This is a genomic window from Prevotella sp. ICM33 (genome assembly GCF_000517825.1).
Classification (GTDB): domain Bacteria; phylum Bacteroidota; class Bacteroidia; order Bacteroidales; family Bacteroidaceae; genus Prevotella; species Prevotella melaninogenica.
In genome coordinates this window covers 24,159-50,394 of sequence record NZ_JACD01000090.1, presented here as the reverse complement: position 1 = coordinate 50,394, position 26,236 = coordinate 24,159, and the positions used below count along the sequence as shown (strand labels likewise).

Below are 26,236 nucleotides of genomic sequence, written 5' to 3'. Positions count from 1 at the left end.
TTAACAATGAAGTACCTTACAAGCGTTTTTTTAGTGAGAAAGAATATCCCATTATTCAAGCCTTGCCTTTTTGCATTATATCTTATAGTTTATTCCTCTTTGTAATGTCATCTAATTTTGGATAGTAATACGATGTTAGCGTATAGCCTTTATTTTATTTCCAATCCATGCATTTAACGGAAGAACCTAAAGAAACCTATATCAGTAGTGTTATTTTGAGGGTGTAAGCGAAGACAGTCAAGGTAAAAACTTTTGTAGTTAGATTTGGGCAAATGACTTTAATGTATTATCTTTGCATAAGAGAAATAAAGTATTATCTAAATCATATTAACAAAATGGACAATAACAATCAGAATCAAGAGGGACAGCAGTTGCAGATTGATCTCTCACCAGAAATCGCTAAAGGTGTTTATACAAACTTCCAGATAATCTCTCATTCAAGTTCAGAGTTTGTACTTGATTTTGCTACACTTCTTCCAGGTGTACCAAAGGCAACAGTGACAAGCCGTGTTATTATTGCACCTGAGCACGCATTGCGTCTTCTTGCAGCTTTGCAGGACAATGTCGTTCGTTATGAGAAAGAGTTTGGTAAGATTGACCGTCATGAGCCAGAGCAGGAGCCACGTACGATTGCTCCATTTGGTCCTGGTAAGGTTGATGCATAAACAGTCTTTTAAGGAGATACAACAAAGCCGTCCAAGGATTTGGGCGGCTTTGTTGTTTTTGATAATCTCGATAGATATAGAAGAACAGTTATCAAATCACTTGTATCTATAGCAATGGTAGGAAATATGTTCGTCGACTATTTGAGCGTAAAGGATTTAACCTTCAAAGGCATATTTATAAATAAAGATACCAACAAGAGGTGTGAAAGCAAGGCTTAATCCTATAAATATGAAGCACGATAGCCAACCCCAATCTCTCCACTTGATGACAAAGGGCATAAGAATTAGTGTAATGATGAGCTCTATAAATGTCCACATAATAAGAATTGCTTTTGAAAGACAAAGATAAATAAAAATGCTGTAAAAACAAAGCGTTGCAGATAATTGTTTTGAAAAATTATTACATAATCTCGAATAAAAGATCTACAAATAACGGCAAAAATATATGTAAAAGATAAGTTTGTAACCAATAGTAAATCAGTTAGTTATGATCCTGTGTAAGAAAAGGTGCTTAATTGGACTTCAAAAGGGCGTTAGTAAGACCTCTAAAGGGCATCTTTTGTAAGTCAATTAGGCGTCTTTTAGAAACCAAAAGAGCATGTATTGGTTTTGAGTTGTATGAAAATAGTTTACAAGTATTGGTTGATATGGGAATAAGTAGCCTCGCAGAAGACGGAAAGATATCAATAATAAAACAAAATGTCATGAGGCTCTATTGGTTGATTTGACTTTAATGAAAGAACCTAAAGAAAGTTCTGTTAGTAGTGTTATTTTGAGGTGGAAATCTAATAGGTTTAGAGTAAAACTTTTGTAGTTAGATTTGGACAAATAACTTTAATGTATTATCTTTGCGTAAAAGAAGAAAGTATTTATTGCTCCTGAGCATGCATTGCGTCTCCTTGCAGCTTTGCAGGACAATGTAGTACGCTACGAGAAAGAGTTTGGTAAGATGACCGCCACGAACCCAAAGAGCAGGGACCACGCACCATCGCTCCATTCGGCAATGGTAAGGTTGAAGCATAAGCAATCCCTTTAAGATTAAAATACTTGAAAGTCGCGTCCATATTGGGGGCGACTTTCTGTTTCAGGGGGGCTTGTAAGCATGTTACAAAGTCACTACTTTGGTTAAGCTATTGCGCTTTCACGTATAAGTTTGTGTATTGGTAGTAAGCCTGCGCTTTGCGGATGAGTTCTTGATTCATCTGCTTTGTAGGTTGCTCTTCAAATGTACCATCGTGTAATGGACGAACGATGTATTGTCGTACATTGCGGACTGGCGATAAAACTGTTAGTCGGTTACCTTCAAGATACCCAAGGTCTTGGTAAGTTGCCATGAATGCACGAGGATGATAGGTTGGTGCGAGGATGTCTTGTCCTGTGAAACTTACAGTGCAACGTAACTTGAGGAGAGAAAGTAGGGTAGGCATGACATCAATCTGCGAGCATATAGTTTCAATCTTTCTTGGTTGGAGAATAGCTGGCGCATAGATGAGGCATGGAATATGGTAGCGGTCTATAGGAAGTGATGTTTTTCCGGCACTGGATGCACAGTGATCAGCAATAACTACGAATACGGTATTCTGGAACCATGCTTTCTTTCGGGCGTCATTAATGAATTTACCGATTGCATAGTCTGTATATTTTACTGCGGCTTCTCTTGTGTTAGGGTCACCGTCTACTTTAATTCTGCCATTAGGATAGGTGTAAGGGCGATGATTGCTCGTGGTCATAATCTGTGCGAAGAAAGGATGCTTCGACTGATAGTTCTTCTCGAATACTTGTAAGCTCTTGTTGAAGATATCTTCATCACAGACACCCCAAATGTTTGCGAATGTTACTTGATTGTTCGGTATGTCCTTTCGGTCTATTACCTCGTAGCCATTATGACTGAAGAAGTCGCCCATGTTATCGAAATAACTATCTCCGCCATAGATGAATTGCGATTTGTATCCCAAGTGAGAAAGGATACGACCTATTGATAAGTTCCCCATTCGGTTAGCCTTTCGCTTGATGATGCTTTCTCCTGCACTCGGTGGAATGCAAAGAGATAATGCTTCTAATCCTCTAACTGTTCTGTTTCCTGCTGCGTATAGACTGTCAAAGACAATACTCCCTTGCATGAGCTTGTCAAGTTGTGGGGTAAGGTTCTCTTTATTTCCATATCGCGTAAGGAAATCAGCACTTAGGCTTTCTACTGTTATTAAGACGATGTTAGGGCGTTGTGGCGCAAGGGACTCTCCAATCGCCTTCTTTCCCTCATTATTAAGTCCACTTAGTTGACGATACAGAGACACACATTGTTGTTTGGGTAACATGGTATAGAACTTATCATACTCTAACTTGTTACTTTGGAAAGCAATGACAAAGTCGCAGGCTCCGTTTTGTTCAAGTTGAGTAACGTATTGATTGTTACTTCGTAGAGCATGGGTGCCTTGTAAGATAAAATATGAGCTTATTGCTAAGACCATATATATAGAAAAGTGTATAAGAAACTTCTTCGCATTGTAAAGATGAGTAACCTTTAGCTTGTAATGTCGTGATTGAAGGAAGATAATTGCAGCTGTTAAGAGTAATGTAATGCCAATCAACGGAACAATAGAATAAGACTCCATGATGTTCCCAATAACCTCATGAGTGTAGACGAGATAGTCTACTGCAATGAAATTATATCTTACACCAAACTCTCCCCAGAAGATGTATTCTCCTGCTGTGACGCAAAGTAATAAGAAAACATATACAGCCCAAGTTATATAGAGGGAAACCTTACGCCATGTTTCTCTTGTTCTTGGAATGAAAAAGCGTATGGAGAAACTAAATAGTTTCCATCCGAGGAATATTCGTGCAATCTTTGGTGCGCCGCCTCCGTATTCGTGGAAGATGGTATGGAAGAATAATACGTAGGCAAAGGAGATAGTTAGTAGAAGTTCAATGATCCATCCTGTGACGCGATGATATTTAGCTTCATTTAGCCCAAGGTTTATAATCTGTAATGGTAAGGCAAGCAAAATTGCCATACAAATGTCTGTTACGAAGCCAACACTTAAAAATCTGATTATCTCCCAGAATGAGAAAGAAGAATCTTCGGGGACATTCCACATTAAGATAATTCTTAGGATGAATCCAATGAGTAGATATAGTTTTAAAAATCGTGTTCCAATGAAATTAATAGGATTCTTGGTAATTACATTTGTTCTTTTGTCCATCGTTTGCTTATTTTTCGGCAAAGTTAATAATTATAGATGAGGTTCAGACATATTTTGAGCAGTAATTGCGCTCGCGTGTTTGAGAATGTTAGATCCTTGGAATGATAAATGTGATTCTATTTGTCGATGGTGTTTCTTTGTTTTTAGATAAGGTTCAACTTATTTTTTAAAGAGGCTATCTATTTTCGAAGTATGTGCTTACTTTTGCATTCAAAATTCAATCTCAATGAGTATTATTGTATTTACTATTCTTTTATTGTTAGGTGCTATTGTGCAGGATTGTTAGTCCCGTGCCTTTTATTTATAGTGCTGTAGTTGGTGGTTTACTTCTATAATTCTGTTCCCTCTTGCCTTAAAATATGAGCCTCTCAACGGAGAACTATCACAGCGTTCTGCCTGATAACGTACGCTGTATTTGTATGCCTAAAGGTACAAAAACTTTAGGAAATAGCAAAGCCCTGGCTTGAGAAAGTCGGGGCTTTGTGTATAAAAAAGAGGATGTGTACATTTTGACACACCCTCTTACAGACAATATAGTTAAATAATATGCTTTATAGTCCTTGGCTTTGCAATTCTTTCTCGGGTATTGGCAACCACTTGATTTTACGGCTTGCCCAAGTTGTTGCGGCAGAACCTTGCTCCAATCCGCGCCGGATATCTGCTGTGCGTTCACCACGGAAAGCGAGGAAGATACGACGTAACTCGGCTATTTGTGCAAGGGTAGGGGTAGTTGACAGTTGACTGGCTGTGTCATATTTGCCAATAACCTTATTAACCTCTGTCATTGCATCACCAGTCATAACACCTCTTACGATGAGTTCAGCTTTGATAAGATGGATGTCATCATCGTTTGAAATAATCATCGAACCCTTTCTTGTTAGCCCTGACGCATAAATGTTATAGCGATTAGGATTCTTCTTATCTACACTCGCATGAGCCAGTGGTAAGGCTTTCTTTTCTGCATCTGTTGTTCTTGCTGCTTCAAGAGAAGGACTTACTTGTACATCACGGCTGTTTGGCCCGATAGCACTGTAAAGTGGGTTGTCACCACCATCGTTGTTATAGATTACCTCCACAGTCTCACCATCTTTCAGTGCTCCTTCTACGAATGTCTTAGCGTCTGCGTATTGTCCACGATGCATAGCTAATTTGAGTTCGTAGGTTTTTACTTGTCGGATAGCTGCGTCTTGGTCAAAACCTTTGAAGGACTTTAGTGCATCAGACTTTGCAGCTTTCTCAGCAGCTTCGTATTGCTCCTTGGCTTGGTTTAGTAGTGTCTCGTGCGGGACAACAGCCTTATTCAGGATGACAGACCCACCTTCTGCAGCAGGAGTTGTAGAGAAAGACTCTGCAAGCAACTGTAGAGCATAGCCAGCATGGAGATGTCCAACGTAGTTACCATATGCTTTTACAATCTCAGTCTGCTCAGCATTTGCTCCTGTTATCTGTCCAGCAATCTCAGTTAGTTCAATGCTTCGAGCATAATAGTTATGAATTTTATTCCATAGATCATTCTGAGTACCCGAAGATGGAGTGAGGTTGTCAGTCGCTATTTGGCGATAAAGGAGCGCATTTGGAATCGTTCCTTCGGTCAATTCGTCAACAGTTGTACCCAACGCGAGGAAGGCTGCAGCAGAGGCATCGCCTTGAAGCGTCTTTACGTAGGCTACCAACGGACCATCAGTAATACTATTGCTTTGAATATTAGCAACCATTGCAGATTTATTCAGTTGGTCTCTTGTAAGTGTGTTACTTGGCGTCTCCGCATTTTCTACCCATGAATCGCAACTCGCGAATAGTACAGAAAGGGCGAGAATGGCATATATTGATTTTTTCATTTTATCGTCTTCTTTTTATAATGTGAAACTTAAAGTTGCTGTGTAAGTGCGTGGGTGTGGAGTATTGGTAATGTCACGTGACAAACTTCCAATACCTCTTTGCTTACGATTACCACCGTTGCCTTCTACTTGTGGGTCAGCACCAGAGTAGTTGGTAAGGACAAATACATTTTGTATAGCGAAAGAGAAACGCATTCCATTCACCACGTTGCGTGTCCACTTGCGAGAGAGTGATGATAAATCATAACCTAAGTAGAGCGTTGACAAGCGCAAGAAGTTAGCTTTCTCGATGTAGTTAGCTCTGAAGCGTGCGCTGTGTGCCAAGTCCTCAGCAATTTGGTTATATTCTGCAGTACCTACGGTAGCATTAGCAAGAGCCTGCAGCTGATCGTTACGCTTCTTCAAGTTGTCACCCAAACCAGATACATTATAGAAACTTTGATTATAGATAGATGCACCCAAAGCATAATTCCACTTTGTACCGAAGGTGAAGTGGCTGAAGAGTTTTAGGTCGAAACCAAACGAACCATTGACAGATGGGAATGGCTTACCAAGATACTGGTAGTCATTACTCTCAATGGCGCCTATCTTCTGGTTGTATGTACCGTCTGCATTGAAGGCTGGCTTCTCAACGGTGTGATAGTAGAAAGCATAGACAGGTTGCCCCTCTTTCACAACGTTAGGATAGTTATCGATATCCTTTCCGCCAGTATCAATCACTTTGTTTGCCTGATAATTAAGGTTTGCATACACGTCAAGAGAATGGCGGTTAGCTTGTTTCCATAGGTTGCCATTATAGCTGAACTCTATACCATGACCCTTGATGCGTCCTACGTTACGTGGAACGCTACCAATCCAACCATCGCTTGAAAGAAGGTCATCGTAGATGATAGCGTCAGAGGTGTATTGTGCATACAGAGTAAGTGCTAATGTATGTCTGTTACGAATAGTCCAGTCTGTTCCTAATTCAATCTCTCGCATACGCTCAGGTTTGATATCAGGGTTACCTTTGTACTGAGGCTTAACAATTGGGCCATAAGCACTGATGCCGTCCATGACATAAGATGTGCGGGCATCTGTAGGGTAGGGAAGGCGTCCACTCTCACCATAGGCAATGCGGAACTTCTGATTCTTGAGGTTGTATGATGCACTCAAAGAGGGATAATAGATGCTCGCCACATTACTACCGATAAGATTAGATGCATCACGTCTGAGTCCTGCATTGACAAAGAAACGGTTATCATAGTTGAGGAAGGCCTCACCATAGAGACCCCATGTACGTTGTTCGAAGCTTGACTCTGTTACTGTACGTTCCGTTGCTGCTGAGATATTGTCGATATCACTTCTAAAACGAGATGCAGAAATACTATTCAGTGTTTCGTACTGGCGTGCAATCTGTGAGAGAAGGGTTGCTGTAAGGTCCCATTTGTCTGCAAGATGAAACTTACGAGTAGCTTTTATGTCCCAGTTAAAGTTAGAGTTTCTACGGTTACTTATATTTTTTGCACCCTCAGCATTATTTCCTAACTTATAACCGAAAGGTAGACGATAGATTCCTTCTGTATGGTTTACGTCTGCGCCAATGATAGTCTCAATCTTTACATCTGCTGGAAGCATATAGCTAAGACGAAGGTTACCGATGAAACGGTCGTTGCCATAGGTCCAACTCTGTGCTCGCCACGTACTTTCGTCGACATATGGCCATGGCGTCTGGTTAATCATTAAGTTCCATATCGCATCATATCTACCCATTGCAGTCTGTGGAAGACTGATGTTACCATGTATGTAGGAAGCAGTAGCACCGAGTGAGAAGCGACCAGAGCGAAGGTCATAAGCCATCTTCGCACTATGTCGCTTGTCCTTATTGCCTGGTACGATACCAGCAATGTCATTCATATTGTAAGAGAAGAAGAGGTTCTGATTCCCTTTGAATGCTTTTGAAACAGAGGTGTAGATTGTTTTCTGCCAGCCCGTTTGGAAGAAATTATTGATAGGATCATTATTTACAAACTGGTCATACTTTTTTGCCAATGTAGCTGCGCCTAACGACATCTTCACTTGTATGTCAGCCTTTCTGTTTTCTGGATTGTTATTTTTACCTCTTTTGGTTGTGATAACTATAACACCATTGGCAGCCTCTGCTCCATAGCTGGCTGCGGCAGAAGGACCTTTTATGACATCGATCGTTGCAATATCATCAATGGTCAAATCATTGAGTGCACTGAGTGCATCTTGTGAACTGTTGATGTCTGAGATATGTGAGCTATTGTATTTCACACCGTCAACATAGATAATTGGGTCACGTTCCATACTCATTGTAGCACCACTGCGCATGTTAAAACGGATTGGCATACCAACTTTACCATTGCTTTGGTACATCTGTACACCACCAATCTTACCATCAAGCATGTCACTGAGAGAATTTGTATGCGCATTCTTACTCAGATTTTCAATGTCGACATGGTCAACCTTGCTTCCAAGTGCTTTCTGACTACGTGCACTGGAGATACTGGCTGTAACCTGTACCTCCTGAAGGTCGATACCAGGAATAAGACTGATAGTAGGTTGCCCTTTTAGTGCTTGTGCCTTTATGTTCTGTTCCTTGAAACCAATATAGCTGATGTGCAGTGTCTGGTCATCGTTTGTGTTCAGTGAGAAGTAACCGTCTTCGTTGGTTACTGCCTCTACACCTTTATTTCCTTTGACCACAGCACCAATAATAGGTTCTCCTGTATCTTGGTTAATAACTCGCGCCTTGTAGGTTGTTTGCGCACTTAAATTGATAGCAGAGGCTACCGATAGCATGGCAATACCTCTCTTAATGTTTTGTATCATGAAATGTTTCTGTTGTTATCCTCCTAAGGAGTAATATTAAGTAATGACTACATTATATAAGGTGTAGCCGAATTTGGTGGCGCAAAGATACCTCTTAAATAATGATACTACAATACCTAAAAATTGTGATTTTTATTGGCAAGTAGTATCGTTGCACTCATAAATGTGTTGATTCAGTATGAAGTAAGATGGGAATCTTCTGATATAAGGGGTCTTCTTCTAATTATCAAGACTTCAGTAGGTTGTCTTCTTTCTAAGTATAGGTCCTTAGCACATGTGGTGTTGTTCGTAAGCACCATTGGTGCTGATGCTCCGCACCATATGTGCGCAACCTAATAAACACTCCTTAGAAGCTTGCTAAAAAGTGGTAACATTGCTATTTTGTAGGGGTAGAGTTAGTTTTAGTCAACAAAGAACACCTTTGGCAAAATCACAAATCTTTACCATGTACTATGAAGTGTCTGATTTATAGGGTGTTTGTAGTCCATTAAATACTCTGTGTTGTATGTCGGATAGTGCTCATTATTGACATTCTATGGCTGTAGATGAATCAGACGTCTCTTATAGCAGATATGACATAATTTAGCTTCTTTGAATGTGTTTTTCACTCAAAAATTATAGAAAAAGGATTCTTTTGGTAACGTTTTTCAGACCCAAAATCGTTCAAATGGGTGCTTTTGAACTGTTAAATAATAAGTAAAAGGTTATTTATTGTTAACGAATAGCGTTTGGCAGATTATTCTTTTTCTTATTATTAGGTCATTTAACGGATTATTCGTACCTTTGCAACCCGAAACAACAGAGTGAATTATATCGTTTTTAGAGTGTCTCACTTGTGTTTGTAATGGTTTGAAAATAAACAAAATAAATATATAACAATAAAAAGTAAAATTATGCCTACTATTTCACAATTAGTAAGAAAAGGCAGAAAGGACATCGTAGACAAGAGCAAGTCTCCGGCTTTGGACAACTGTCCACAGCGTCGTGGTGTATGTGTTCGTGTTTACACAACAACTCCTAAGAAGCCTAATTCGGCAATGCGTAAGGTTGCCCGTGTTCGTTTGACCAACCAGAAGGAAGTGAACTCTTATATCCCAGGAGAGGGTCACAACTTGCAGGAGCACAGTATTGTTCTCGTTCGTGGTGGTCGTGTTAAGGACCTTCCTGGTGTACGTTATCACATCGTTCGTGGTACTCTTGATACCGCAGGTGTTGCCAACCGTACACAGCGTCGTTCTAAGTACGGTGCTAAACGTCCAAAGGCAGCTAAGAAGTAATATTCAAGTTGCCTAAAGGCAGCTAAGAAACTTCAAACCATAAAGCCGAGGTGCAACGGCCGGTGATGGTCGATGCCCCGAGGCTCTTTAAAAAGAAGCAACTAAAAACAAACAGTTTTGCTGGAGATTTGTAATCACAAAGGTTGAGTAAATGCCCAAGAGAGGGCGTTGAAGAACGAAAGACGACAGCCTCCGCAGACTTAAAGTTTAAAATAAAAATGAGAAAAGCAAAACCAAAGAAGCGTGTAGTCCTTCCAGATCCAAAGTTTAATGATCAGAAGGTGTCAAAGTTCGTAAATCACTTGATGTATGATGGTAAGAAGAATACCTCATACGAAATCTTCTATGCAGCCCTCGATATCGTAGGCGGTAAGATGAAGGATGAAGAGAAGTCTCCACTTGAGGTGTGGAAGCAGGCTCTCGACAACATCACTCCACAGGTAGAGGTAAAGAGCCGCCGTATTGGTGGTGCTACTTTCCAGGTACCAACAGAGATTCGCCCAGATCGTAAGGAGAGTGTTTCAATGAAGAATATGATTGCCTTTGCACGTAAGCGTGGTGGTAAGAGCATGGCTGATAAGCTTGCTTCTGAGATCATGGATGCTTTCAACAACCAGGGTGGTGCTTACAAGCGTAAGGAAGATATGCACCGTATGGCTGAGGCTAACCGTGCGTTTGCTCACTTCAGATTCTAATCAAGTTATTATAATAAGGTAAAAGAAATGGCAAGTCACGATTTACATTTGACTCGTAATATCGGTATTATGGCACACATCGATGCCGGTAAGACGACAACATCTGAACGTATTCTTTTTTATACAGGTAAGACTCACAAGATTGGTGAGGTTCATGATGGTGCTGCAACCATGGACTGGATGGCACAGGAGCAGGAGCGTGGTATCACAATTACATCTGCTGCTACAACATGTAACTGGAACTATCTCGGCAAGTCTTATAAGATTAACTTGATTGATACTCCGGGACACGTTGACTTTACTGCTGAGGTAGAGCGTTCACTTCGTGTTCTCGATGGTGCAGTTGCTACTTATTCTGCAGCTGATGGTGTACAGCCACAGTCTGAGACTGTTTGGCGCCAGGCTGACAAGTACAATGTTCCACGTATTGGTTATGTAAACAAGATGGACCGCTCTGGTGCTGACTTCTATGAGACAGTACAGCAGATGAAGGATATCCTTGGTGCTAATCCTATCGCTATTCAGATTCCTATCGGCGCAGAGGAGAACTTCAAGGGTGTTGTAGACCTTATCAAGATGAAGGCTATCTTGTGGCATGATGAGACTATGGGTGCTCAGTATGATATTGAGGACATCCCTGCTGATCTTGCTGACGAGGCTGCTGAGTGGCGTGAGAAGTTGCTCGAAGGTGCAGCTAACTACGATGATGAGTTGATGGAGATGTACCTTGAGGGACAGGATATTCCAGAGGATAAGCTGATTGCTGCAATCCGTAAGGGTTGTATCGCTATGGAGTGCTGCCCAATGCTTCTTGGTTCTTCTTATAAGAATAAGGGTGTACAGCCTCTTCTCGATTATGTTTGTGCTTTCTTGCCTTCTCCATTGGATACACCAGCTATCGTTGGTATTAATCCAGATACAGAGGAGGAAGAGGATCGTAAGCCAAGTGAGAGCGAGCCTACATCTGCTTTGGCATTTAAGATTGCTACTGACCCATTCATGGGCCGTTTGGTATTCTTCCGTGTCTACTCAGGTAAGGTTGTTGCTGGTTCTTACGTATTCAATACACGTTCTGGCAAGAAGGAGCGTATCAGCCGTCTGTTCCAGATGAACTCTAATAAGGAAATTCCTATGGAGTCAATCGATGCAGGTGATATTGGTGCTGGTGTAGGTTTCAAGGATATTCGTACTGGTGATACTCTCTGTGATGAGAACGCACCAATCATCCTCGAGTCTATTACCTTCCCTGATACTGTGATTTCTATCGCAGTTGAGCCAAAGAGCCAGGCTGACGTTGCTAAGCTTGATAACGGTCTTTCTAAGCTTGCTGAGGAGGATCCAACATTCACCGTTCGTACTGATGAGCAGAGTGGTCAGACCATTATCTCTGGTATGGGTGAGCTTCACCTCGATATTATTATCGACCGTCTGAAGCGTGAGTTCAAGGTAGAGTGTAACCAGGGTAAGCCACAGGTTAACTACAAGGAGGCTATTACTAAGGCAGCTCAGAGCCGTGAGACTTATAAGAAGCAGTCTGGTGGTCGTGGTAAGTTCGCTTGTATTGACGTAACTATTGAGCCAAAGGACGAGGATTACGAGGAGGGCGACTTGCAGTTTATCAACGTTGTTAAGGGTGGTAACGTACCTAAGGAGTTCATCCCTGCAGTAGAGAAGGGCTTCAAGGATTGTCTTGGCAACGGTGTACTCGGTGGTTTCCCAATGACAGGTCTTAAGGTTACTTTGACTGATGGTTCTTTCCACCCAGTTGACTCTGACCAGTTGTCATTCGAGCTCGTAGCTCACCAGGCATTCAAGGTTCTCTGTCCTAAGGCAGGTCCTGTTCTTATGGAGCCTATCATGAAGGTAGAGGTTGTTACTCCAGAGGAGAACATGGGTGATGTTATCGGTGACTTGAACAAGCGTCGTGGTCTTGTACAGGGTATGGAAGAGGCTCGTAGCGGTGCTCGTATCGTTAAGGCTATGGTACCATTGTCTGAGATGTTCGGTTATGTAACAGCTCTTCGTACTATTACTTCTGGTCGTGCTACTTCTTCTATGGAGTATGATCATCACTCACCAGTATCAAGCACTCTCGCTAAGGAGATTCTTGATGAGTTGAAGGGTAATTCTGACCTCGTTAAGTAAATAATGTAAGGTTCTGCTCTCTCATAGCGAATGACTCTTATGAGAGAGCAACCTTTATGTATATTCAATAATAAATAAAAAGTAAAACATGAGTCAGAAGATTCGTATTAAGCTGAAGTCTTACGACCACCAGTTGGTTGATAAGTCAGCAGAGAAGATTGTGAAGGCTGTTAAGGCTACTGGCGCTATCGTTAGCGGTCCTATTCCATTGCCAACACACAAGCGTATTTACACTGTAAACCGCTCTACATTCGTTAACAAGAAGTCACGTGAGCAGTTCCAGCTCTCAGATTTCAAGCGTCTCATCGATATTTATAGCTCTACAGCAAAGACTGTTGACGCTTTGATGAAGCTTGAGTTGCCTTCAGGTGTAGAGGTTGAAATCAAGGTGTAGTCATCTGTTGACAAATAAGAAAAAAATTAATACAAAAAGCATTTACATTCATTTTAAAATCATTAATTGAAATGCCAGGATTATTAGGAAAGAAAATCGGAATGACATCCGTTTTCAGTGCCGACGGTAAGAATGTACCGTGCACTGTTATCGAAGCTGGTCCTTGTGTTGTAACCCAGGTTAAAACCGTTGAAAAGGATGGTTACAAGGCTGTTCAGTTAGGTTTCGGCGAGGCTAAGGAGAAGAGAACTTCTAAGCCACAGCAGGGACACTTTAAGAAAGCCGGCACAACACCAAAGAAGCACTTGGCCGAGTTCAAGTTTGACGAGGAGTATAACCTCGGTGACACTGTTACTGTTGAATTGTTCAGCAATGCTAAGTTCGTAGACGTTGTAGGTACATCTAAGGGTAAAGGTTTCCAGGGTGTTGTTAAGCGTCACGGATTCGGTGGTGTAGGTCAGTCTACTCACGGTCAGGATGACCGCGCACGTAAGCCGGGTTCTATTGGTGCTTGTTCTTACCCAGCTAAGGTCTTCAAGGGCATGCGCATGGGCGGCCAGATGGGAGGCGACAGAGTAACTACTCAGAACCTTCAGGTGTTAAAGGTTATTCCAGAGCACAATCTTATTCTTGTTAAGGGTAGTGTTGCTGGATGTAATGGTTCAACCGTAATAATTAAGAAGTAATGGATATTAACGTATTAGATATCAAAGGTCAGGAGACCGGCCGTAAGGTAACTCTTAACGAGAATATCTTCGGAATTGAGCCTAACGATCACGTCCTCTATCTCGCAGTTAAGCAGTATCTCGCTGATCAGCGTCAGGGTACAGCTAAGTCAAAGGAAAGAAGTGAGCACGCTGGTTCTACTCGTAAGTTAGGTCGTCAGAAGGGCGGCGGCGGTGCTCGTCGTGGTGATATCAATTCTCCAGTCCTCGTAGGTGGTGGTCGTGTATTTGGTCCTAAGCCACGTGATTACAGCTTCAAGCTGAATAAGAAGGTAAAGGTTCTTGCTCGTAAGTCTGCATTGGCTTATAAGGCACAGGATAATGCTATCGTTGTTGTTGAAGATTTCAATCTTGACGCTCCAAAGACTAAAGATTTTGTAAATATTGCAAAAAATCTTAAAGTTGATAGCAAGAAAGTTCTTCTTGTTTTGCCAGAAGTAGAGAAAAACGTATATTTGTCGGCTCGTAATCTACAGAAAGCTGAGGTTATGACAGCTGCTCAGGTAAATTCATACAAAGTTTTGAATGCTGATGTAGTTGTTATCACAGAGAACTCTCTGAAGGTTATCGACGAAATCTTAACCAAGTAATTATTAGGAGACAAGAAGAATTATGGGATTTATCATTAAACCAGTGGTCACTGAGAAGATGACCAAGTTGACTGACAAGTCTTCTGAGGATAAGGTTGTAAAGCACAAGGGTGAGAAGAGAACTATTTTGGCTCAGCCAAAGTATGGTTTCATCGTTAAGCCTGAGGCCAACAAGCTTGAGATTAAGAAAGAAGTTGAGGCTTTGTACAACGTTACAGTAGTAGATGTGAATACGATTCGTTACGCAGGTAAGCGTCAGGCACGTTATACCAAGGCGGGTCTCGTTAAGGGACAGAAGAACGCATTCAAGAAGGCTATCGTCACTTTGAAGAATGGCGATTCAATCGATTTTTACAGCAATATTTAAATAAAAAATGGCAGTACGTAAATTAAACCCGGTTACTCCGGGACAAAGACACAAGGTTATTGGCACGTTCGAGGATATTACTGCATCCGTGCCAGAGAAGTCTCTCGTTTACGGTAAACGTTCTACCGGTGGTCGAAACAACACCGGTAAGATGACTGTTCGCTACATGGGCGGTGGTCACAAGAAGAAGTATCGTCTTATCGACTTCAAGCGAGAGAAAGATGGTGTTCCAGCTGTAGTGAAGACAATCGAGTATGATCCTAACAGATCAGCTCGCATTGCGCTGTTATACTATGCTGATGGTGAAAAACGTTACATTATTGCTCCTAACGGACTGCAGGTTGGTGCAACACTGATGTCTGGTGCTGAGGCAGCACCTGAGGTTGGTAACGCACTTCCTTTGGCTAACATTCCTGTTGGTACTGTAATTCATAACATTGAGTTACGTCCAGGTCAGGGTGCATTGCTCGTTCGTTCGGCTGGTAACTTTGCTCAGCTTACTTCTCGTGAAGGCAGTTATTGTGTTATCAAGCTCCCTTCTGGTGAAACACGCCAGATTTTGTCAGCTTGTAAGGCAACTGTAGGTAGTGTAGGTAACTCTGACCACGCTCTTGAGCAGTCTGGTAAGGCTGGTCGTTCTCGCTGGTTGGGACGTCGTCCTCACAACCGTGGTGTTGTTATGAACCCTGTTGATCACCCAATGGGTGGTGGTGAAGGTCGCCAGTCTGGTGGTCACCCACGTTCACGTAAGGGCTTGTACGCTAAGGGTCTTAAGACTCGTGCACCTAAGAAGCTTTCAAACAAGTACATTATTGAGAGAGCTAACAAGAAGTAATCAAAGTAATTAAGAGTAAATTATGAGTCGTTCATTAAAAAAAGGTCCATACATCAACGTATCACTCGAGAAGAAGATTCTTGCTATGAATGAGAGTGGTAAGCAGAATGTAGTTAAGACATGGGCCAGAGCATCAATGATTTCCCCTGATTTTGTGGGTCACACTGTTGCAGTTCATAACGGAAATAAATTTATCCCTGTTTACATTACTGAGAATATGGTAGGTCACAAGCTCGGAGAGTTCAGCCCTACACGCCGTTTCGGTGGTCACTCTGGTAATAATAAGAGGTAAGCAGGTCATAATCCATTTAGAAAATAGAAAAATATAATGGGAGCAAGAAAACATATAAAGGCTGAAGCTCGTAAAGAAGCTTTGAAAAGCCAGTATTTTGCAAAGCTCAAGGACTGTCCTTCTTCTCCACGTAAGATGCGCTATGTAGTAGACATGGTTCGTGGTATGGAGGTCAATCGTGCCCTTGGCGTGCTGAGATTCTCCAAGAAGGCAGCTGCTCAGAACGTTGAGAAACTTCTGCGTTCAGCTATCAACAACTGGGAGACAAAGAATGACCGCAAGGCTGAAGACGGTGAACTTTATATCTCTAAGATCTTCGTTGATGAAGGCGTTACAATGAAGCGCATGCGTCCTGCACCACAGGGCCGTGGCTACAGAATCCGCAAACGTTCTAACCACGTCACTCTTTTCGTTGATTCAAAGAATGACGCTAATAATGATGATAAATAAATAGTAGAATGGGACAGAAAGTTAATCCAATTAGCAACCGTCTTGGTATCATCCGCGGTTGGGAGTCAAATTGGTTCGGTGGCAAGAATTTCGGGGATAATCTCGTAGAGGATCGCAAGATTCGTACTTACCTGAACAAGCGTTTGGAAAAAGCAAGCGTTTCCCGTATTGTCATTGAGCGCACATTGAAGCTCGTCACCATTACTATTTGCACCGCCCGTCCGGGTATCGTTATCGGTAAAGGTGGTCAGGATGTTGATAAGCTTAAAGAAGAGTTGAAGAACCTTTTTAAGAAGGAGATTCAGATTAATATCTTCGAGGTTAAGAAACCTGAACTTGATGCAAACATCGTTGGTAACAATATCGCTCGCCAGGTAGAGGGTAAGATTGCTTACCGTCGTGCTATCAAGATGGCAGTCGCTAACACTATGCGTGCTGGTGCTGAGGGTATCAAAGTTCAAATTACAGGTCGTCTGAACGGTGCCGAAATGGCTCGTAAGGAAATGTTTAAGGAGGGTCGTACTCCTCTGCATACATTCCGTGCAGACATCGATTATTGTCAGACAGAAGCCCTTACAAAGGTTGGTCTGCTGGGTATTAAGGTATGGATTTGCCGTGGTGAAGTTTACAACAAGGTAGATCTTACTCCTAACTTTACTCAGGAGAAGAGCAATGGCCGTTCTAATAATGGTGGCCGTTCTGGAAGAGGTAATCGTAGAAGAAACAATAACCGTTAAAAGAAGAAGCTATCATGTTACAGCCAAAAAGAGTAAAATATAGAAGACCTCAAGACGGACGTGGCAATAAAGGCAACGCCCACAGAGGTACACAGCTGGCTTTCGGCTCATTCGGCATCAAGACACTTGAGGCTAAGTGGATCGACAGCCGTCAGATTGAGGCCGCTCGTATAGCAGTAAACCGCTATATGAACCGTCAGGGCCAGGTCTGGATTCGCATCTTCCCTGATAAGCCAATCACTCGTAAGCCTGCCGATGTTCGTATGGGTAAGGGTAAGGGTGATCCAGCAGGATGGGTTGCACCGGTTACTCCAGGTCGTGTTCTCTTTGAAGTAGAGGGCGTAAGCTTTGATATTGCAAAGGAGGCTCTCCGCCTCGCTGCACAGAAGCTGCCTGTTAAGACAAAGTTTATTGTTAGACGTGATTTCGATAAAAACGCTTAAGAAAGATGAAGATTAAAGAAGTAAAAGAACTCGAGACCAAGGATTTGGTTGAGAAAATTGAGAACGCTGAGACAGCTCTCGCAAAGATGAAGCTGAATCATCAGATTACTCCGCTTGAGAATCCATCTCAGATTAAGGCCGCTCGTCGTGATATAGCACGTATGAAAACAGAACTTTCTCAGAGAGAACTTAATAAATAACAATGGTCCAGATGGAAACAAGAAATTTAAGAAAAGTAAGACAGGGTGTCGTTATCAGCAACAAAATGGATAAAACCATCGTTATTGCAGCTAAGTTCAAGGAGAAGCACCCTATTTATGGTAAGTTTGTCCAGAAGACAAAGAAGTACCATGCTCATGACGAGAAGAATGAGGCTAATGTAGGTGATACAGTACTCATTATGGAGACTCGTCCTCTTTCTAAGACAAAGAGATGGAGATTAGTTCAAATTGTAGAAAAAGCTAAGTAATTATGATACAGACAGAATCAAAACTTACAGTATGTGATAACAGCGGTGCTCGTGAAGCTAAGTGCATTCGTGTACTCGGTGGTACTCGCCGTCGTTACGCAAGTGTTGGTGACGTTATCGTAGTTGCTGTACAGAACGTCATCCCATCAAGTGAATTGAAAAAGGGTGCAGTATCAAAGGCTTTGATCGTTCGCACAAAGAAGGAAATTCGTCGTGCTGATGGTTCATACATCCGCTTCGATGATAATGCATGTGTATTGCTGAACAATGCTGGCGAAATTCGTGGTAGCCGTATCTTCGGCCCTGTTGCTCGTGAGTTGCGTGCAGTGAACATGAAGGTCGTTTCTTTGGCACCTGAGGTTCTTTAATTATTAAATAGAATAATAAAATGGCAAAATTCCATATAAAGAAAGACGATCAGGTCATTGTTCTTGCCGGTGCGGACAAGGGCAAGACTGGAAAGGTGCTTAAGGTCATCGCAGACAAGGAGCGTGCTATCGTTGAGGGCGTGAATATGGTCTCTAAGAGCACAAAACCTTCTGCTGCTAACCCTCAGGGTGGTATCGTTAAGCAGGAGGCTGCAATTCATATCTCAAATTTAAGTCTCATCGATCCGAAGAGCGGTAAGGCTACACGTATCAAGATTGAGCGTGAAGGCAAGACTGTTAAGCGTATCGCTAAAAAGTCAGGGGAGGAAATTAAGTAATGAATACAGCTCAGTTAAAGAAACAGTATAAGGAGCAGATTGCTCCTGCTTTGCAGAAGCAGTTTAACTATTCTTCAGCTATGCAGGTGCCTGTTTTGAAGAAGATTGTTATCAATCAGGGTCTTGGTGACGCAACTCAAGATAAGAAGCTTATCGAGGTTGCAGTGAACGAGATTTCTTCTATCACAGGTCAGAAGGCTGTTGCAACATATTCTAAAAAGGATATTGCAAACTTCAAGTTGCGTAAGAAGATGCCTATTGGCGTTATGGTAACTCTGCGTCGTGAGCGTATGTATGAGTTCCTCGAGAAACTCGTTCGCGTATCTTTGCCACGTATCCGTGACTTCAAGGGTATCGAGAGCAAGTTCGATGGTCGTGGAAATTATACTCTCGGTATCACCGAGCAGATTATTTTCCCAGAGATTAATATCGATCAGGTTGACCGCATCCAGGGTATGAACATTACCTTTGTTACATCAGCTAAGACTGATGAAGAGGGTTATGCTTTGCTGAAGGGCTTCGGACTTCCATTCAAGAATGCTAAAAACGATTAATTGATATGGCAAAAGAATCAATGAAAGCTCGCGAGGTAAAGCGTGCAAAGCTTGTTGCTCGCTATGCTGAGAAACGCGCTGCTCTGAAGAAGATTATCGCTACTTCAAATGATCCTGAAGAGGCTTATGAGGCTGCTCGCAAGTTGCAGTCTATTCCTAAGAATGCTAATCCAATCCGTTTGCACAATCGTTGCAAGATAACAGGACGTCCAAAGGGTTACATTCGTCAGTTCGGTCTCTCTCGTATTCAGTTCCGTGAGATGGCATCTCAGGGACTTATTCCAGGAGTTAAGAAGGCAAGCTGGTAAGCAAATATATCGACGCGGATAGTGAATTGTGAAATTTATTTTGTATCTTTGCAGTTCATTATCCGCTTTCAAGCGATTTTTTAATATTGTCGGGGTAGTCCCGATTAATTAAACTTTATATTTTTATGACAGATCCAATAGCAGATTATCTGACAAGACTCAGAAACGCAATCATGGCTCATCACCGTGTTGTTGAGGTTCCTGCGTCTAACTTGAAGAAGTCTATTACTAAGATTCTCTTCGAGAAGGGTTACATCTTGAACTATAAGTTCATTGAGGATGGTCCCCAAGGTTCAATCAAGGTCGCACTTAAGTACGATCCTGTAACAAAGCAGAGCGCTATCAAGAAGTTGAAGCGTGTTTCTACCCCAGGTCTTCGCCAGTATACTGGTTACAAAGACATGCCGAGAGTAATTAACGGACTTGGAATTGCTATCCTTTCCACGTCTAAAGGTGTAATGACAGACAAGGAAGCTGCTGCAGAGAAGATTGGTGGTGAGGTTCTTTGCTATGTTTATTAATTGGAGGATTGAATATGTCAAGAATAGGAAAATTACCAATTAGTGTTCCAGCTGGCGTTACAGTTGCTCTTAACAATGGTGTTGTTACAGTAAAGGGTCCTAAGGGTGAACTTTCTCAGAAGGTAGATTCTTCTATTAAGACTATCATCGAGGACGGTCAGGTAACATTCGAAATTGATGAGAATAGCCCAGTAAACTACAAGCAGAAGCAGGCTTTCCACGGTCTTTATCGTTCACTTGTTAACAATATGGTTGTTGGTGTAAGTGAGGGTTACAAAAAGACATTGGAACTTGTTGGTGTAGGTTATCGTGTTTCTAACCAAGGTAACTTGGTAGAGTTCTCTCTTGGTTATACTCACCCAATCTTTATTCAGCTTCCTTCAGAAGTTAAGGTTGAGACAAAGAGCGAGCGTAACCAGAATCCAATCATCACTCTTGAATCAGCTGACAAGCAGCTGCTTGGTCTCATCTGTGCAAAGATTCGTTCTTTCCGTAAGCCTGAGCCTTACAAGGGTAAGGGTGTCCTGTTCCAGGGTGAGGTTATTCGCAGAAAGTCTGGTAAGACAGCTGCAGCTAAGTAACTTTAATACATCATTACGATTATGACAACAAAGAAAGAACAAAGAAGAATTAAGATAAAGTTCCGCATTCGTAAGAGTGTGAACGGTACTGCTGAGCGCCCACGTTTGAGTGTTTTCCGCAGTAATAAGCAGATTTATGCACAGGTTATTAACGATCTGACAGGAACAACACTCGCTTCTGCTTCTTCACTTGGCCTTGATAAGATGGCTAAGATTGAACAGGCTAAGAAAGTAGGTGCACTCGTTGCTGAGCATGCTAAGGCTGCTGGCGTAGAGCAGGTTGTTTTTGACCGTAACGGTTATCTCTATCACGGACGTGTACAGGCTTTGGCTGATGCTGCACGTGAGGGAGGACTTAAATTCTAAACGATTATGGCAATGAATAGAGTAAAAGTAAATAGTGATGTAGAACTGAAAGATCGCTTGGTTGCTATCAACCGTGTAACTAAGGTTACAAAGGGTGGTCGTACTTTCACATTCGCAGCTATCGTCGTTGTAGGTGACGGTAAGGGCGTTATTGGCTGGGGTCTTGGTAAAGCTGGTGAGGTTACTGCTGCTATCCAGAAGGGTACAGATTCAGCAAAGAAGAACCTTGTTAAGGTTCCTGTTTTGAAGGGTACTGTTCCTCATGAGGCAGAGGCTCGCTTTAGCGGTGCTCATGTTCTCCTTAAGCCAGCTGCTGCCGGTACTGGTTTGAAGGCCGGTGGTGCTATGCGTGCTGTTCTTGAGAGCGCAGGTGTTACTGACGTGATTGCAAAGTCAAAGGGCTCTTCTAACCCTCATAACCTTGTAAAGGCTACTATCGCTGCCCTCGCTGATATGCGTGACGCATATACAATCGCTGGTGAGCGTGGTATTAGCATGGATAAAGTATTTAACGGTTAATTTTAGGAGGTATTAAATTATGGCAACAATTAAGATTAAGCAGATTAAGAGCCGTATTGGTGCTCCTAAGGACCAGAAGGAAACTTTGCAGGCATTGGGACTTCGTAAGATTTCTCAGGTTGTTGAGGTAGAGGATACTCCAAGCTGCCGAGGTATGATCCGTAAGGTGCATCACCTGGTATCAGTAATTGATTAATTAATCTTTTAAAGAAAACAGTAATTATGAAATTAAATAATTTGAAACCAGCTGTTGGCTCTACACATTCACGTCGTCGTATTGGTCGTGGTCCAGGTTCTGGACTCGGTGGTACTTCTACTCGTGGTCATAAGGGTGCAAAGTCACGTTCTGGTTATAAGAAGAAGATTGGCTTTGAGGGTGGTCAGATGCCTCTCCAGCGTCGTGTACCGAAGGCTGGTTTCAAGAACATCAACCACAAGGAATATTTCGCTGTAAATCTTTCTACTCTTCAGGCACTTGCTGAGAAGAACAATCTTACTAAGATTGGTGTTGAGGAGCTTAAGGCTGCTGGACTTACCAATGGTAAGGAACTTGTTAAGGTTCTCGGTAATGGTGAGTTGAAGGCTAAGTTGGAGGTTTCAGCAAATGCCTTCTCTAAGACTGCTGAAGAGGCTATCAAGGCAGTAGGTGGTAACACAACTATAATCTAAGTTAATGAAAAAGTTTATTGAGACACTGAAGAACTGTTGGAAAATTGAGGATTTGCGTCAGCGCCTTCTCATTACTATTCTGTTCACAGCTATTTACCGGTTTGGGTCGTTTGTGGTGCTTCCTGGCATCAATCCTACCCTGTTGGAAAAATTGCAGGCACAGACCAAGGGCGGTCTTATGTCACTTTTGGACATGTTCTCCGGTGGTGCATTTTCTCATGCGTCAATCTTCGCATTAGGAATTATGCCATACATCTCAGCTTCTATCGTTATGCAGCTCCTTGCTGTCGCTGTACCTTATTTTCAGAAGATGCAGCGTGAAGGCGAGAGTGGCCATAAGAAGATAAATTGGTATACGCGTGTCCTGACAGTAGTGATCCTACTGTTTCAGGCACCGTCTTACCTGATGAACTTAAAAATGCAGGCCGCTGGTGCGTTAGCATCAGGTATTGATTGGACTACATTTATGATTCCAGCTACAATTATTCTTGCAGCTGGTTCAATGTTCATTCTTTGGCTCGGTGAGCGTATTACGGATAAAGGTGTCGGAAACGGTATCTCTATTATCATTATGATTGGTATCATTGCGCGTCTGCCACAAGCGCTTATTTTGGAATTCGGTAACCGTGTTTCAGAGGCTATTGGTGGTGGTATTGTGATGCTTATCATTGAGATTATCATCCTTTATGCTGTTGTATGTGCGGCTATACTTCTGACACAGGGAACTCGTAAGATTCCTGTGCAGTATGCTAAGCGTGTTGTTGGAAATAAACAATATGGTGGTGCACGTCAGTATATTCCATTGAAACTTTTCGCAGCTAACGTAATGCCTATTATCTTTGCGCAAGCATTGATGTTTATTCCGTTGGCAATCGTTCAGTATTCATCTGATAGTACAAGTTCTGTACTTCAGTCTTTGATGAACACGAAAAGTTTGGCTTATAACTGTATTTATGTGCTTCTTATCGTAGTGTTTACTTATTTCTATACTGCGATTACACTTAATCCAACTCAGATGGCTGAGGATATGAAGCGTAACAACGGTTTTATCCCTGGCGTTAAACCTGGAAAGGATACTGCAGATTACATTGATACTGTTATGTCTCGTCTTACGGGACCAGGAGCTTTGTTTATCGCTTTTATTGCTATTATGCCAGCATTAGCAGGATATTTAAATGTTGCTGATGCATTTGGTCAGTTCTTTGGTGGTACTTCATTGTTGATTCTTGTTGGTGTTGTTATTGATACACTCCAGCAGATTGAGTCACATTTGATGATGCGTCACTATGATGGACTTCTCAATTCTGGACATACACGTGGCAATAGTGGTGTTGCAGCCTATTAAATCTTTATCTTAAGAAATGAGTATATTTCTAAAGACTGAAGATGAAATTGAACTCATGCGTGAGGCCAACCTGCTGGTCGGTAAAACGCTGGCAGAAGTTGGTCGTCATGTCAAGCCTGGTGTCACAACTCTCCAGTTAGATAAAATAGCTGAAGAGTTTATTCGTGACAATGGTGCTATACCCACATTCAAAGGTTATCCAAGTTCTTATGGACCTCCTTTCCCTGGCAGTATCTGTGCGTCTGTAAACGATGTTGTGGTGCATGGGGTGCCAAGTGAGGATGTTGTTTTGAAAGATGGAGATATTATCTCTGTTGATTGTGGGACTTTACTTAATGGCTTCAACGGAGATAGTTGTTATACTTTTTGTGTTGGGGAAGTAAGTGAAGATGTCAAGAAGTTGCTTCGTACAACGAAGGAATCCCTTTATAAGGGTATTGAGGTAGCACAAGCAGGTCATCATGTAGGTGATATTGGTCAAGTGATTCAGGATTATTGCCAAGCACAAGGTTATGGTATAGTTCGTGAATTAACAGGACATGGTATTGGACGTGAGATGCATGAGGAGCCATCCGTTCCCAATTATGGTAAGCGTGGAAGTGGAGTATTGCTTAAGGCAGGAATGTGTATTGCGATAGAACCGATGGTAACTATGGGTAAACGAGAAATTGGTTTATTACCTGATCGTTGGAGTATCGTTACACGTGATCGTCATCTGGCAGCCCATTTCGAGCATACTATTGCGATTAGGGCTGGTAAGGCTGATATTTTATCTTCTTTTGAGGAAGTTGAACATTTAGAAGGACAAATTTTTTAATTAGTATATGGCAAAGCAAACTGCAATAGAGCAGGATGGAACAATTCTTGAAGCACTTTCAAATGCAATGTTCCGAGTGGAATTAGAGAATGGTGTTGATATCACCGCTCATATTTCCGGTAAAATGAGAATGCACTACATCAAGATTCTTCCTGGTGACAAGGTGAAGGTTGAGATGAGTCCATACGATTTAACTAAAGGTCGAATCGTTTTCAGATACAAATAAACAACATAGAGATATGAAGACAAGAGCATCATTAAAGAAGCGTACAGCTGACTGCAAGATCGTTCGTCGTAAGGGTCGTCTGTTCGTTATTAACAAGAAAAACCCTAAGTTCAAAACACGTCAGGGTTAAGTTAAAAAAGCGTAAAGAGTAAGTTTTCTCGTAATTAATGCTTACCTTTGCGTGCTTTTTAGCGGTAAATGACATTTATTTATTTAATTATCAAACAATGGCAATAAGAATTGTTGGAGTAGATTTGCCCCAGAATAAGCGTGGCGAAATCGCATTGACCTATATCTATGGTATTGGTCGAAGTAGTTCAGCAAAGATATTGGATAAGGCTGGTATTAGCCGTGACCTGAAGGTCAGCGAGTGGTCTGATGACCAGGCAGCCAAGATCCGTGAAATTATCGGTGCTGAATTCAAAGTTGAAGGTGATCTCCGTTCTGAGATCCAAATGAACATCAAGCGCCTCATGGATATAGGTTGCTATCGTGGTGTTAGACATCGTAATGGTCTTCCTGTTCGCGGTCAGAGTACTAAGAACAATGCTCGTACCCGTAAGGGAAAGAAGAAGACTGTTGCTAATAAGAAGAAGGCTACTAAGTAATTCTAAGGAGGAAATTAATTATGGCAAAGAAATCAGCAACATCTAAAAAAAGAAATGTAAGAGTTGATGCGTTGGGACAGCTCCACGTACACAGCTCATTCAATAACATCATTGTATCTTTGGCTAACAACGAGGGTCAGGTTATCTCTTGGTCTTCGGCTGGTAAGATGGGATTCCGTGGATCAAAGAAGAATACTCCTTACGCTGCTCAGATGGCAGCAGAGGATTGCTCTAAGGTAGCTTTCGATCTCGGTCTTCGTAAGGTTAAGGCATTCGTTAAGGGTCCAGGTAACGGTCGTGAGAGCGCAATCCGTGCGGTGAATGCAGCAGGTATTCAGGTAACTGAAATCGTTGACGTTACTCCATTGCCACACAACGGCTGCCGTCCTCCAAAGCGTCGTCGTGTATAATCACATCTTATAACAATTAAAAGAATTCATATTAATTATGGCAAGATACATAGGTCCAAAATCACGAATTGCACGCCGTTTCGGTGAGCCAATTTTCGGCGCAGATAAGGTATTAGCTAAGAGAAACTTCCCTCCTGGACAGCATGGTAACAACCGTCGTCGTAAGGTATCTGAGTATGGTGCTCAGCTTGCAGAGAAGCAGAAGGCTAAATACACTTATGGCGTTTTGGAGCGTCAGTTCCGTAATCTGTTCGATAAGGCTGCAAAGGCAGAGGGTATTACTGGTGAGGTTCTTCTTCAGAGCCTTGAGAGCCGTCTGGATAATGTAGTGTTCCGTCTTGGTATCGCTCCTACTCGTGCAGCTGCTCGTCAGCTCGTTAGCCACAAGCACATTGTTGTTAACGGTAATGTCGTAAATATTGCTTCATATCAGGTAAAGGCTGGTGACGTTGTAGGTGTTCGCGAGAAGGCTAAGTCACTTGAGGTTATCGAGGCTGCTTTGGCAGGCTTCAATCACAGCAAGTATCCTTGGCTCGAGTGGGATGATAACGCTAAGTGCGGTAAGTTCCTCCATCGTCCAGACCGTGCTGACATCCCTGAGAACATTAAGGAGCAGTTAATCGTTGAGTTGTACTCTAAACAATAA

At 42.2% G+C, this 26,236-nt stretch carries 35 protein-coding genes and 1 pseudogene; 33 read left to right on the top strand and 3 right to left on the bottom strand.

Annotated features, from left to right (window positions below; translation table 11 throughout):
- Positions 1 to 335 precede the first annotated feature (335 nt).
- Positions 336 to 665: a DUF3467 domain-containing protein gene (locus HMPREF1505_RS11425; protein WP_004361672.1), complete on the top strand. Its 330-nt coding sequence runs from the start codon at positions 336 to 338 to the stop codon at positions 663 to 665.
- A gap of 862 nt (positions 666 to 1,527) precedes the next feature.
- A pseudogene (locus HMPREF1505_RS13025) lies at positions 1,528 to 1,688 on the top strand (DUF3467 domain-containing protein); the annotation flags it as partial.
- Positions 1,689 to 1,795: 107 nt separating this feature from the next.
- On the opposite strand, the gene HMPREF1505_RS11415 reads toward HMPREF1505_RS13025, so the two are convergent.
- The 3 genes from HMPREF1505_RS11415 to HMPREF1505_RS11405 all read right to left on the bottom strand — a co-directional run bounded on the left by HMPREF1505_RS11415 (position 1,796) and on the right by HMPREF1505_RS11405 (position 8,541).
- Positions 1,796 to 3,868 carry an LTA synthase family protein gene (locus tag HMPREF1505_RS11415; protein WP_036925418.1) on the bottom strand — a complete coding sequence of 691 codons (2,073 nt, stop codon included), beginning with the start codon at positions 3,866 to 3,868 and terminating at the stop codon, positions 1,796 to 1,798.
- 551 nt (positions 3,869 to 4,419) lie between these two features.
- Positions 4,420 to 5,706: a hypothetical protein gene (locus HMPREF1505_RS11410; protein ID WP_036925416.1), complete on the bottom strand. Its 1,287-nt coding sequence runs from the start codon at positions 5,704 to 5,706 to the stop codon at positions 4,420 to 4,422.
- Between the two features lie 15 nt (positions 5,707 to 5,721).
- Positions 5,722 to 8,541, bottom strand: a complete 2,820-nt coding sequence (locus HMPREF1505_RS11405) for a TonB-dependent receptor domain-containing protein (RefSeq protein WP_036925412.1) — start codon at positions 8,539 to 8,541, stop codon at positions 5,722 to 5,724.
- A gap of 893 nt (positions 8,542 to 9,434) precedes the next feature.
- Here HMPREF1505_RS11405 and rpsL point away from each other — a divergent pair.
- The 31 genes from rpsL (at position 9,435) to rpsD (ending at position 26,236) form a co-directional block, all read left to right on the top strand.
- Positions 9,435 to 9,818, top strand: coding sequence for a 30S ribosomal protein S12 (rpsL, locus tag HMPREF1505_RS11400; RefSeq protein WP_004335835.1), 384 nt, complete (start codon positions 9,435 to 9,437; stop codon positions 9,816 to 9,818).
- A gap of 218 nt (positions 9,819 to 10,036) precedes the next feature.
- The gene (gene rpsG / locus HMPREF1505_RS11395) at positions 10,037 to 10,513 is read left to right on the top strand and encodes a 30S ribosomal protein S7 (RefSeq protein ID WP_004361605.1); all 477 of its coding nucleotides are present in this window, start codon (positions 10,037 to 10,039) and stop codon (positions 10,511 to 10,513) included.
- Positions 10,514 to 10,540: 27 nt separating this feature from the next.
- The gene (fusA, locus tag HMPREF1505_RS11390) at positions 10,541 to 12,658 is read left to right on the top strand and encodes an elongation factor G (protein ID WP_036925408.1); all 2,118 of its coding nucleotides are present in this window, start codon (positions 10,541 to 10,543) and stop codon (positions 12,656 to 12,658) included.
- Between the two features lie 88 nt (positions 12,659 to 12,746).
- Positions 12,747 to 13,052 carry a 30S ribosomal protein S10 gene (rpsJ, locus tag HMPREF1505_RS11385; RefSeq protein WP_004352787.1) on the top strand — a complete coding sequence of 102 codons (306 nt, stop codon included), beginning with the start codon at positions 12,747 to 12,749 and terminating at the stop codon, positions 13,050 to 13,052.
- Positions 13,053 to 13,123: 71 nt separating this feature from the next.
- Positions 13,124 to 13,738, top strand: coding sequence for a 50S ribosomal protein L3 (rplC, locus tag HMPREF1505_RS11380; protein WP_004361607.1), 615 nt, complete (start codon positions 13,124 to 13,126; stop codon positions 13,736 to 13,738).
- Positions 13,738 to 14,367 (top strand): 50S ribosomal protein L4, encoded by a 630-nt coding sequence (rplD, locus tag HMPREF1505_RS11375; protein WP_013264195.1) that lies wholly within the window; start codon positions 13,738 to 13,740, stop codon positions 14,365 to 14,367. Before rplC ends, rplD begins: the two co-directional genes overlap by 1 nt.
- A 22-nt stretch (positions 14,368 to 14,389) precedes the next feature.
- Entirely contained in the window at positions 14,390 to 14,734 is a 345-nt protein-coding gene (gene rplW, locus HMPREF1505_RS11370; RefSeq protein WP_004361609.1) for a 50S ribosomal protein L23, read from the top strand.
- Between the two features lie 7 nt (positions 14,735 to 14,741).
- Positions 14,742 to 15,569: a 50S ribosomal protein L2 gene (rplB, locus tag HMPREF1505_RS11365; protein ID WP_004361610.1), complete on the top strand. Its 828-nt coding sequence runs from the start codon at positions 14,742 to 14,744 to the stop codon at positions 15,567 to 15,569.
- A gap of 22 nt (positions 15,570 to 15,591) precedes the next feature.
- On the top strand, positions 15,592 to 15,861 hold the full coding sequence (rpsS, locus tag HMPREF1505_RS11360) for a 30S ribosomal protein S19 (protein ID WP_004361611.1): 270 nt from the start codon (positions 15,592 to 15,594) through the stop codon (positions 15,859 to 15,861).
- Positions 15,862 to 15,897: 36 nt separating this feature from the next.
- Positions 15,898 to 16,311 carry a 50S ribosomal protein L22 gene (rplV, locus tag HMPREF1505_RS11355; RefSeq protein WP_004361612.1) on the top strand — a complete coding sequence of 138 codons (414 nt, stop codon included), beginning with the start codon at positions 15,898 to 15,900 and terminating at the stop codon, positions 16,309 to 16,311.
- Between the two features lie 8 nt (positions 16,312 to 16,319).
- Positions 16,320 to 17,048: a 30S ribosomal protein S3 gene (gene rpsC / locus HMPREF1505_RS11350; protein WP_004352815.1), complete on the top strand. Its 729-nt coding sequence runs from the start codon at positions 16,320 to 16,322 to the stop codon at positions 17,046 to 17,048.
- Positions 17,049 to 17,062: 14 nt separating this feature from the next.
- The gene (gene rplP / locus HMPREF1505_RS11345; RefSeq protein ID WP_004361613.1) at positions 17,063 to 17,491 is read left to right on the top strand and encodes a 50S ribosomal protein L16; all 429 of its coding nucleotides are present in this window, start codon (positions 17,063 to 17,065) and stop codon (positions 17,489 to 17,491) included.
- 5 nt (positions 17,492 to 17,496) lie between these two features.
- Positions 17,497 to 17,691: a 50S ribosomal protein L29 gene (gene rpmC / locus HMPREF1505_RS11340; RefSeq protein ID WP_004361614.1), complete on the top strand. Its 195-nt coding sequence runs from the start codon at positions 17,497 to 17,499 to the stop codon at positions 17,689 to 17,691.
- 2 nt (positions 17,692 to 17,693) lie between these two features.
- Positions 17,694 to 17,960, top strand: coding sequence for a 30S ribosomal protein S17 (gene rpsQ / locus HMPREF1505_RS11335; protein ID WP_004361615.1), 267 nt, complete (start codon positions 17,694 to 17,696; stop codon positions 17,958 to 17,960).
- A gap of 2 nt (positions 17,961 to 17,962) precedes the next feature.
- Positions 17,963 to 18,328 (top strand): 50S ribosomal protein L14, encoded by a 366-nt coding sequence (gene rplN, locus HMPREF1505_RS11330; RefSeq protein WP_004361616.1) that lies wholly within the window; start codon positions 17,963 to 17,965, stop codon positions 18,326 to 18,328.
- Between the two features lie 20 nt (positions 18,329 to 18,348).
- A complete protein-coding gene (gene rplX, locus HMPREF1505_RS11325) occupies positions 18,349 to 18,666 on the top strand; it encodes a 50S ribosomal protein L24 (protein ID WP_004361617.1) in 318 nt (105 codons plus the stop codon).
- Positions 18,666 to 19,220 (top strand): 50S ribosomal protein L5, encoded by a 555-nt coding sequence (gene rplE, locus HMPREF1505_RS11320; protein WP_004361618.1) that lies wholly within the window; start codon positions 18,666 to 18,668, stop codon positions 19,218 to 19,220. Before rplX ends, rplE begins: the two co-directional genes overlap by 1 nt.
- A gap of 5 nt (positions 19,221 to 19,225) precedes the next feature.
- Entirely contained in the window at positions 19,226 to 19,528 is a 303-nt protein-coding gene (gene rpsN / locus HMPREF1505_RS11315) for a 30S ribosomal protein S14 (protein ID WP_004361619.1), read from the top strand.
- 125 nt (positions 19,529 to 19,653) lie between these two features.
- A complete protein-coding gene (rpsH, locus tag HMPREF1505_RS11310; RefSeq protein ID WP_004361620.1) occupies positions 19,654 to 20,049 on the top strand; it encodes a 30S ribosomal protein S8 in 396 nt (131 codons plus the stop codon).
- A gap of 14 nt (positions 20,050 to 20,063) precedes the next feature.
- On the top strand, positions 20,064 to 20,630 hold the full coding sequence (gene rplF, locus HMPREF1505_RS11305; RefSeq protein WP_009012402.1) for a 50S ribosomal protein L6: 567 nt from the start codon (positions 20,064 to 20,066) through the stop codon (positions 20,628 to 20,630).
- Positions 20,631 to 20,651: 21 nt separating this feature from the next.
- Positions 20,652 to 20,996: a 50S ribosomal protein L18 gene (gene rplR / locus HMPREF1505_RS11300; RefSeq protein ID WP_009435167.1), complete on the top strand. Its 345-nt coding sequence runs from the start codon at positions 20,652 to 20,654 to the stop codon at positions 20,994 to 20,996.
- Between the two features lie 6 nt (positions 20,997 to 21,002).
- Positions 21,003 to 21,515 carry a 30S ribosomal protein S5 gene (gene rpsE / locus HMPREF1505_RS11295; protein ID WP_004361622.1) on the top strand — a complete coding sequence of 171 codons (513 nt, stop codon included), beginning with the start codon at positions 21,003 to 21,005 and terminating at the stop codon, positions 21,513 to 21,515.
- A 19-nt stretch (positions 21,516 to 21,534) separates the two neighbouring features.
- Positions 21,535 to 21,711, top strand: a complete 177-nt coding sequence (gene rpmD, locus HMPREF1505_RS11290) for a 50S ribosomal protein L30 (protein ID WP_004361623.1) — start codon at positions 21,535 to 21,537, stop codon at positions 21,709 to 21,711.
- A gap of 26 nt (positions 21,712 to 21,737) precedes the next feature.
- The gene (gene rplO / locus HMPREF1505_RS11285) at positions 21,738 to 22,184 is read left to right on the top strand and encodes a 50S ribosomal protein L15 (RefSeq protein WP_004361624.1); all 447 of its coding nucleotides are present in this window, start codon (positions 21,738 to 21,740) and stop codon (positions 22,182 to 22,184) included.
- A 4-nt stretch (positions 22,185 to 22,188) separates the two neighbouring features.
- A complete protein-coding gene (gene secY, locus HMPREF1505_RS11280) occupies positions 22,189 to 23,529 on the top strand; it encodes a preprotein translocase subunit SecY (RefSeq protein ID WP_004361625.1) in 1,341 nt (446 codons plus the stop codon).
- A 16-nt stretch (positions 23,530 to 23,545) separates the two neighbouring features.
- A complete protein-coding gene (gene map / locus HMPREF1505_RS11275) occupies positions 23,546 to 24,346 on the top strand; it encodes a type I methionyl aminopeptidase (RefSeq protein ID WP_036925404.1) in 801 nt (266 codons plus the stop codon).
- A gap of 7 nt (positions 24,347 to 24,353) precedes the next feature.
- Complete coding sequence (gene infA, locus HMPREF1505_RS11270) at positions 24,354 to 24,572, top strand: translation initiation factor IF-1 (RefSeq protein ID WP_004352768.1); 219 nt, start codon at positions 24,354 to 24,356, stop codon at positions 24,570 to 24,572.
- A 13-nt stretch (positions 24,573 to 24,585) separates the two neighbouring features.
- Positions 24,586 to 24,702, top strand: a complete 117-nt coding sequence (gene ykgO, locus HMPREF1505_RS11265) for a type B 50S ribosomal protein L36 (protein WP_004361627.1) — start codon at positions 24,586 to 24,588, stop codon at positions 24,700 to 24,702.
- Positions 24,703 to 24,799: 97 nt separating this feature from the next.
- On the top strand, positions 24,800 to 25,180 hold the full coding sequence (gene rpsM, locus HMPREF1505_RS11260) for a 30S ribosomal protein S13 (protein ID WP_004361628.1): 381 nt from the start codon (positions 24,800 to 24,802) through the stop codon (positions 25,178 to 25,180).
- A 20-nt stretch (positions 25,181 to 25,200) separates the two neighbouring features.
- Positions 25,201 to 25,590 (top strand): 30S ribosomal protein S11, encoded by a 390-nt coding sequence (rpsK, locus tag HMPREF1505_RS11255; RefSeq protein ID WP_004383890.1) that lies wholly within the window; start codon positions 25,201 to 25,203, stop codon positions 25,588 to 25,590.
- Positions 25,591 to 25,627: 37 nt separating this feature from the next.
- Complete coding sequence (gene rpsD / locus HMPREF1505_RS11250; RefSeq protein WP_004361630.1) at positions 25,628 to 26,236, top strand: 30S ribosomal protein S4; 609 nt, start codon at positions 25,628 to 25,630, stop codon at positions 26,234 to 26,236.

Coding starts and splice junctions, on each gene's coding strand:
- HMPREF1505_RS11425 (WP_004361672.1), top strand. CDS start 336: ATGGACAATAACAATCAGAATCAAGAGGGACAGCAGTTGCAGATTGAT.
- HMPREF1505_RS11415 (WP_036925418.1), bottom strand. CDS start 3,868: ATGGACAAAAGAACAAATGTAATTACCAAGAATCCTATTAATTTCATT.
- HMPREF1505_RS11410 (WP_036925416.1), bottom strand. CDS start 5,706: ATGAAAAAATCAATATATGCCATTCTCGCCCTTTCTGTACTATTCGCG.
- HMPREF1505_RS11405 (WP_036925412.1), bottom strand. CDS start 8,541: ATGATACAAAACATTAAGAGAGGTATTGCCATGCTATCGGTAGCCTCT.
- rpsL (WP_004335835.1), top strand. CDS start 9,435: ATGCCTACTATTTCACAATTAGTAAGAAAAGGCAGAAAGGACATCGTA.
- rpsG (WP_004361605.1), top strand. CDS start 10,037: ATGAGAAAAGCAAAACCAAAGAAGCGTGTAGTCCTTCCAGATCCAAAG.
- fusA (WP_036925408.1), top strand. CDS start 10,541: ATGGCAAGTCACGATTTACATTTGACTCGTAATATCGGTATTATGGCA.
- rpsJ (WP_004352787.1), top strand. CDS start 12,747: ATGAGTCAGAAGATTCGTATTAAGCTGAAGTCTTACGACCACCAGTTG.
- rplC (WP_004361607.1), top strand. CDS start 13,124: ATGCCAGGATTATTAGGAAAGAAAATCGGAATGACATCCGTTTTCAGT.
- rplD (WP_013264195.1), top strand. CDS start 13,738: ATGGATATTAACGTATTAGATATCAAAGGTCAGGAGACCGGCCGTAAG.
- rplW (WP_004361609.1), top strand. CDS start 14,390: ATGGGATTTATCATTAAACCAGTGGTCACTGAGAAGATGACCAAGTTG.
- rplB (WP_004361610.1), top strand. CDS start 14,742: ATGGCAGTACGTAAATTAAACCCGGTTACTCCGGGACAAAGACACAAG.
- rpsS (WP_004361611.1), top strand. CDS start 15,592: ATGAGTCGTTCATTAAAAAAAGGTCCATACATCAACGTATCACTCGAG.
- rplV (WP_004361612.1), top strand. CDS start 15,898: ATGGGAGCAAGAAAACATATAAAGGCTGAAGCTCGTAAAGAAGCTTTG.
- rpsC (WP_004352815.1), top strand. CDS start 16,320: ATGGGACAGAAAGTTAATCCAATTAGCAACCGTCTTGGTATCATCCGC.
- rplP (WP_004361613.1), top strand. CDS start 17,063: ATGTTACAGCCAAAAAGAGTAAAATATAGAAGACCTCAAGACGGACGT.
- rpmC (WP_004361614.1), top strand. CDS start 17,497: ATGAAGATTAAAGAAGTAAAAGAACTCGAGACCAAGGATTTGGTTGAG.
- rpsQ (WP_004361615.1), top strand. CDS start 17,694: ATGGTCCAGATGGAAACAAGAAATTTAAGAAAAGTAAGACAGGGTGTC.
- rplN (WP_004361616.1), top strand. CDS start 17,963: ATGATACAGACAGAATCAAAACTTACAGTATGTGATAACAGCGGTGCT.
- rplX (WP_004361617.1), top strand. CDS start 18,349: ATGGCAAAATTCCATATAAAGAAAGACGATCAGGTCATTGTTCTTGCC.
- rplE (WP_004361618.1), top strand. CDS start 18,666: ATGAATACAGCTCAGTTAAAGAAACAGTATAAGGAGCAGATTGCTCCT.
- rpsN (WP_004361619.1), top strand. CDS start 19,226: ATGGCAAAAGAATCAATGAAAGCTCGCGAGGTAAAGCGTGCAAAGCTT.
- rpsH (WP_004361620.1), top strand. CDS start 19,654: ATGACAGATCCAATAGCAGATTATCTGACAAGACTCAGAAACGCAATC.
- rplF (WP_009012402.1), top strand. CDS start 20,064: ATGTCAAGAATAGGAAAATTACCAATTAGTGTTCCAGCTGGCGTTACA.
- rplR (WP_009435167.1), top strand. CDS start 20,652: ATGACAACAAAGAAAGAACAAAGAAGAATTAAGATAAAGTTCCGCATT.
- rpsE (WP_004361622.1), top strand. CDS start 21,003: ATGGCAATGAATAGAGTAAAAGTAAATAGTGATGTAGAACTGAAAGAT.
- rpmD (WP_004361623.1), top strand. CDS start 21,535: ATGGCAACAATTAAGATTAAGCAGATTAAGAGCCGTATTGGTGCTCCT.
- rplO (WP_004361624.1), top strand. CDS start 21,738: ATGAAATTAAATAATTTGAAACCAGCTGTTGGCTCTACACATTCACGT.
- secY (WP_004361625.1), top strand. CDS start 22,189: ATGAAAAAGTTTATTGAGACACTGAAGAACTGTTGGAAAATTGAGGAT.
- map (WP_036925404.1), top strand. CDS start 23,546: ATGAGTATATTTCTAAAGACTGAAGATGAAATTGAACTCATGCGTGAG.
- infA (WP_004352768.1), top strand. CDS start 24,354: ATGGCAAAGCAAACTGCAATAGAGCAGGATGGAACAATTCTTGAAGCA.
- ykgO (WP_004361627.1), top strand. CDS start 24,586: ATGAAGACAAGAGCATCATTAAAGAAGCGTACAGCTGACTGCAAGATC.
- rpsM (WP_004361628.1), top strand. CDS start 24,800: ATGGCAATAAGAATTGTTGGAGTAGATTTGCCCCAGAATAAGCGTGGC.
- rpsK (WP_004383890.1), top strand. CDS start 25,201: ATGGCAAAGAAATCAGCAACATCTAAAAAAAGAAATGTAAGAGTTGAT.
- rpsD (WP_004361630.1), top strand. CDS start 25,628: ATGGCAAGATACATAGGTCCAAAATCACGAATTGCACGCCGTTTCGGT.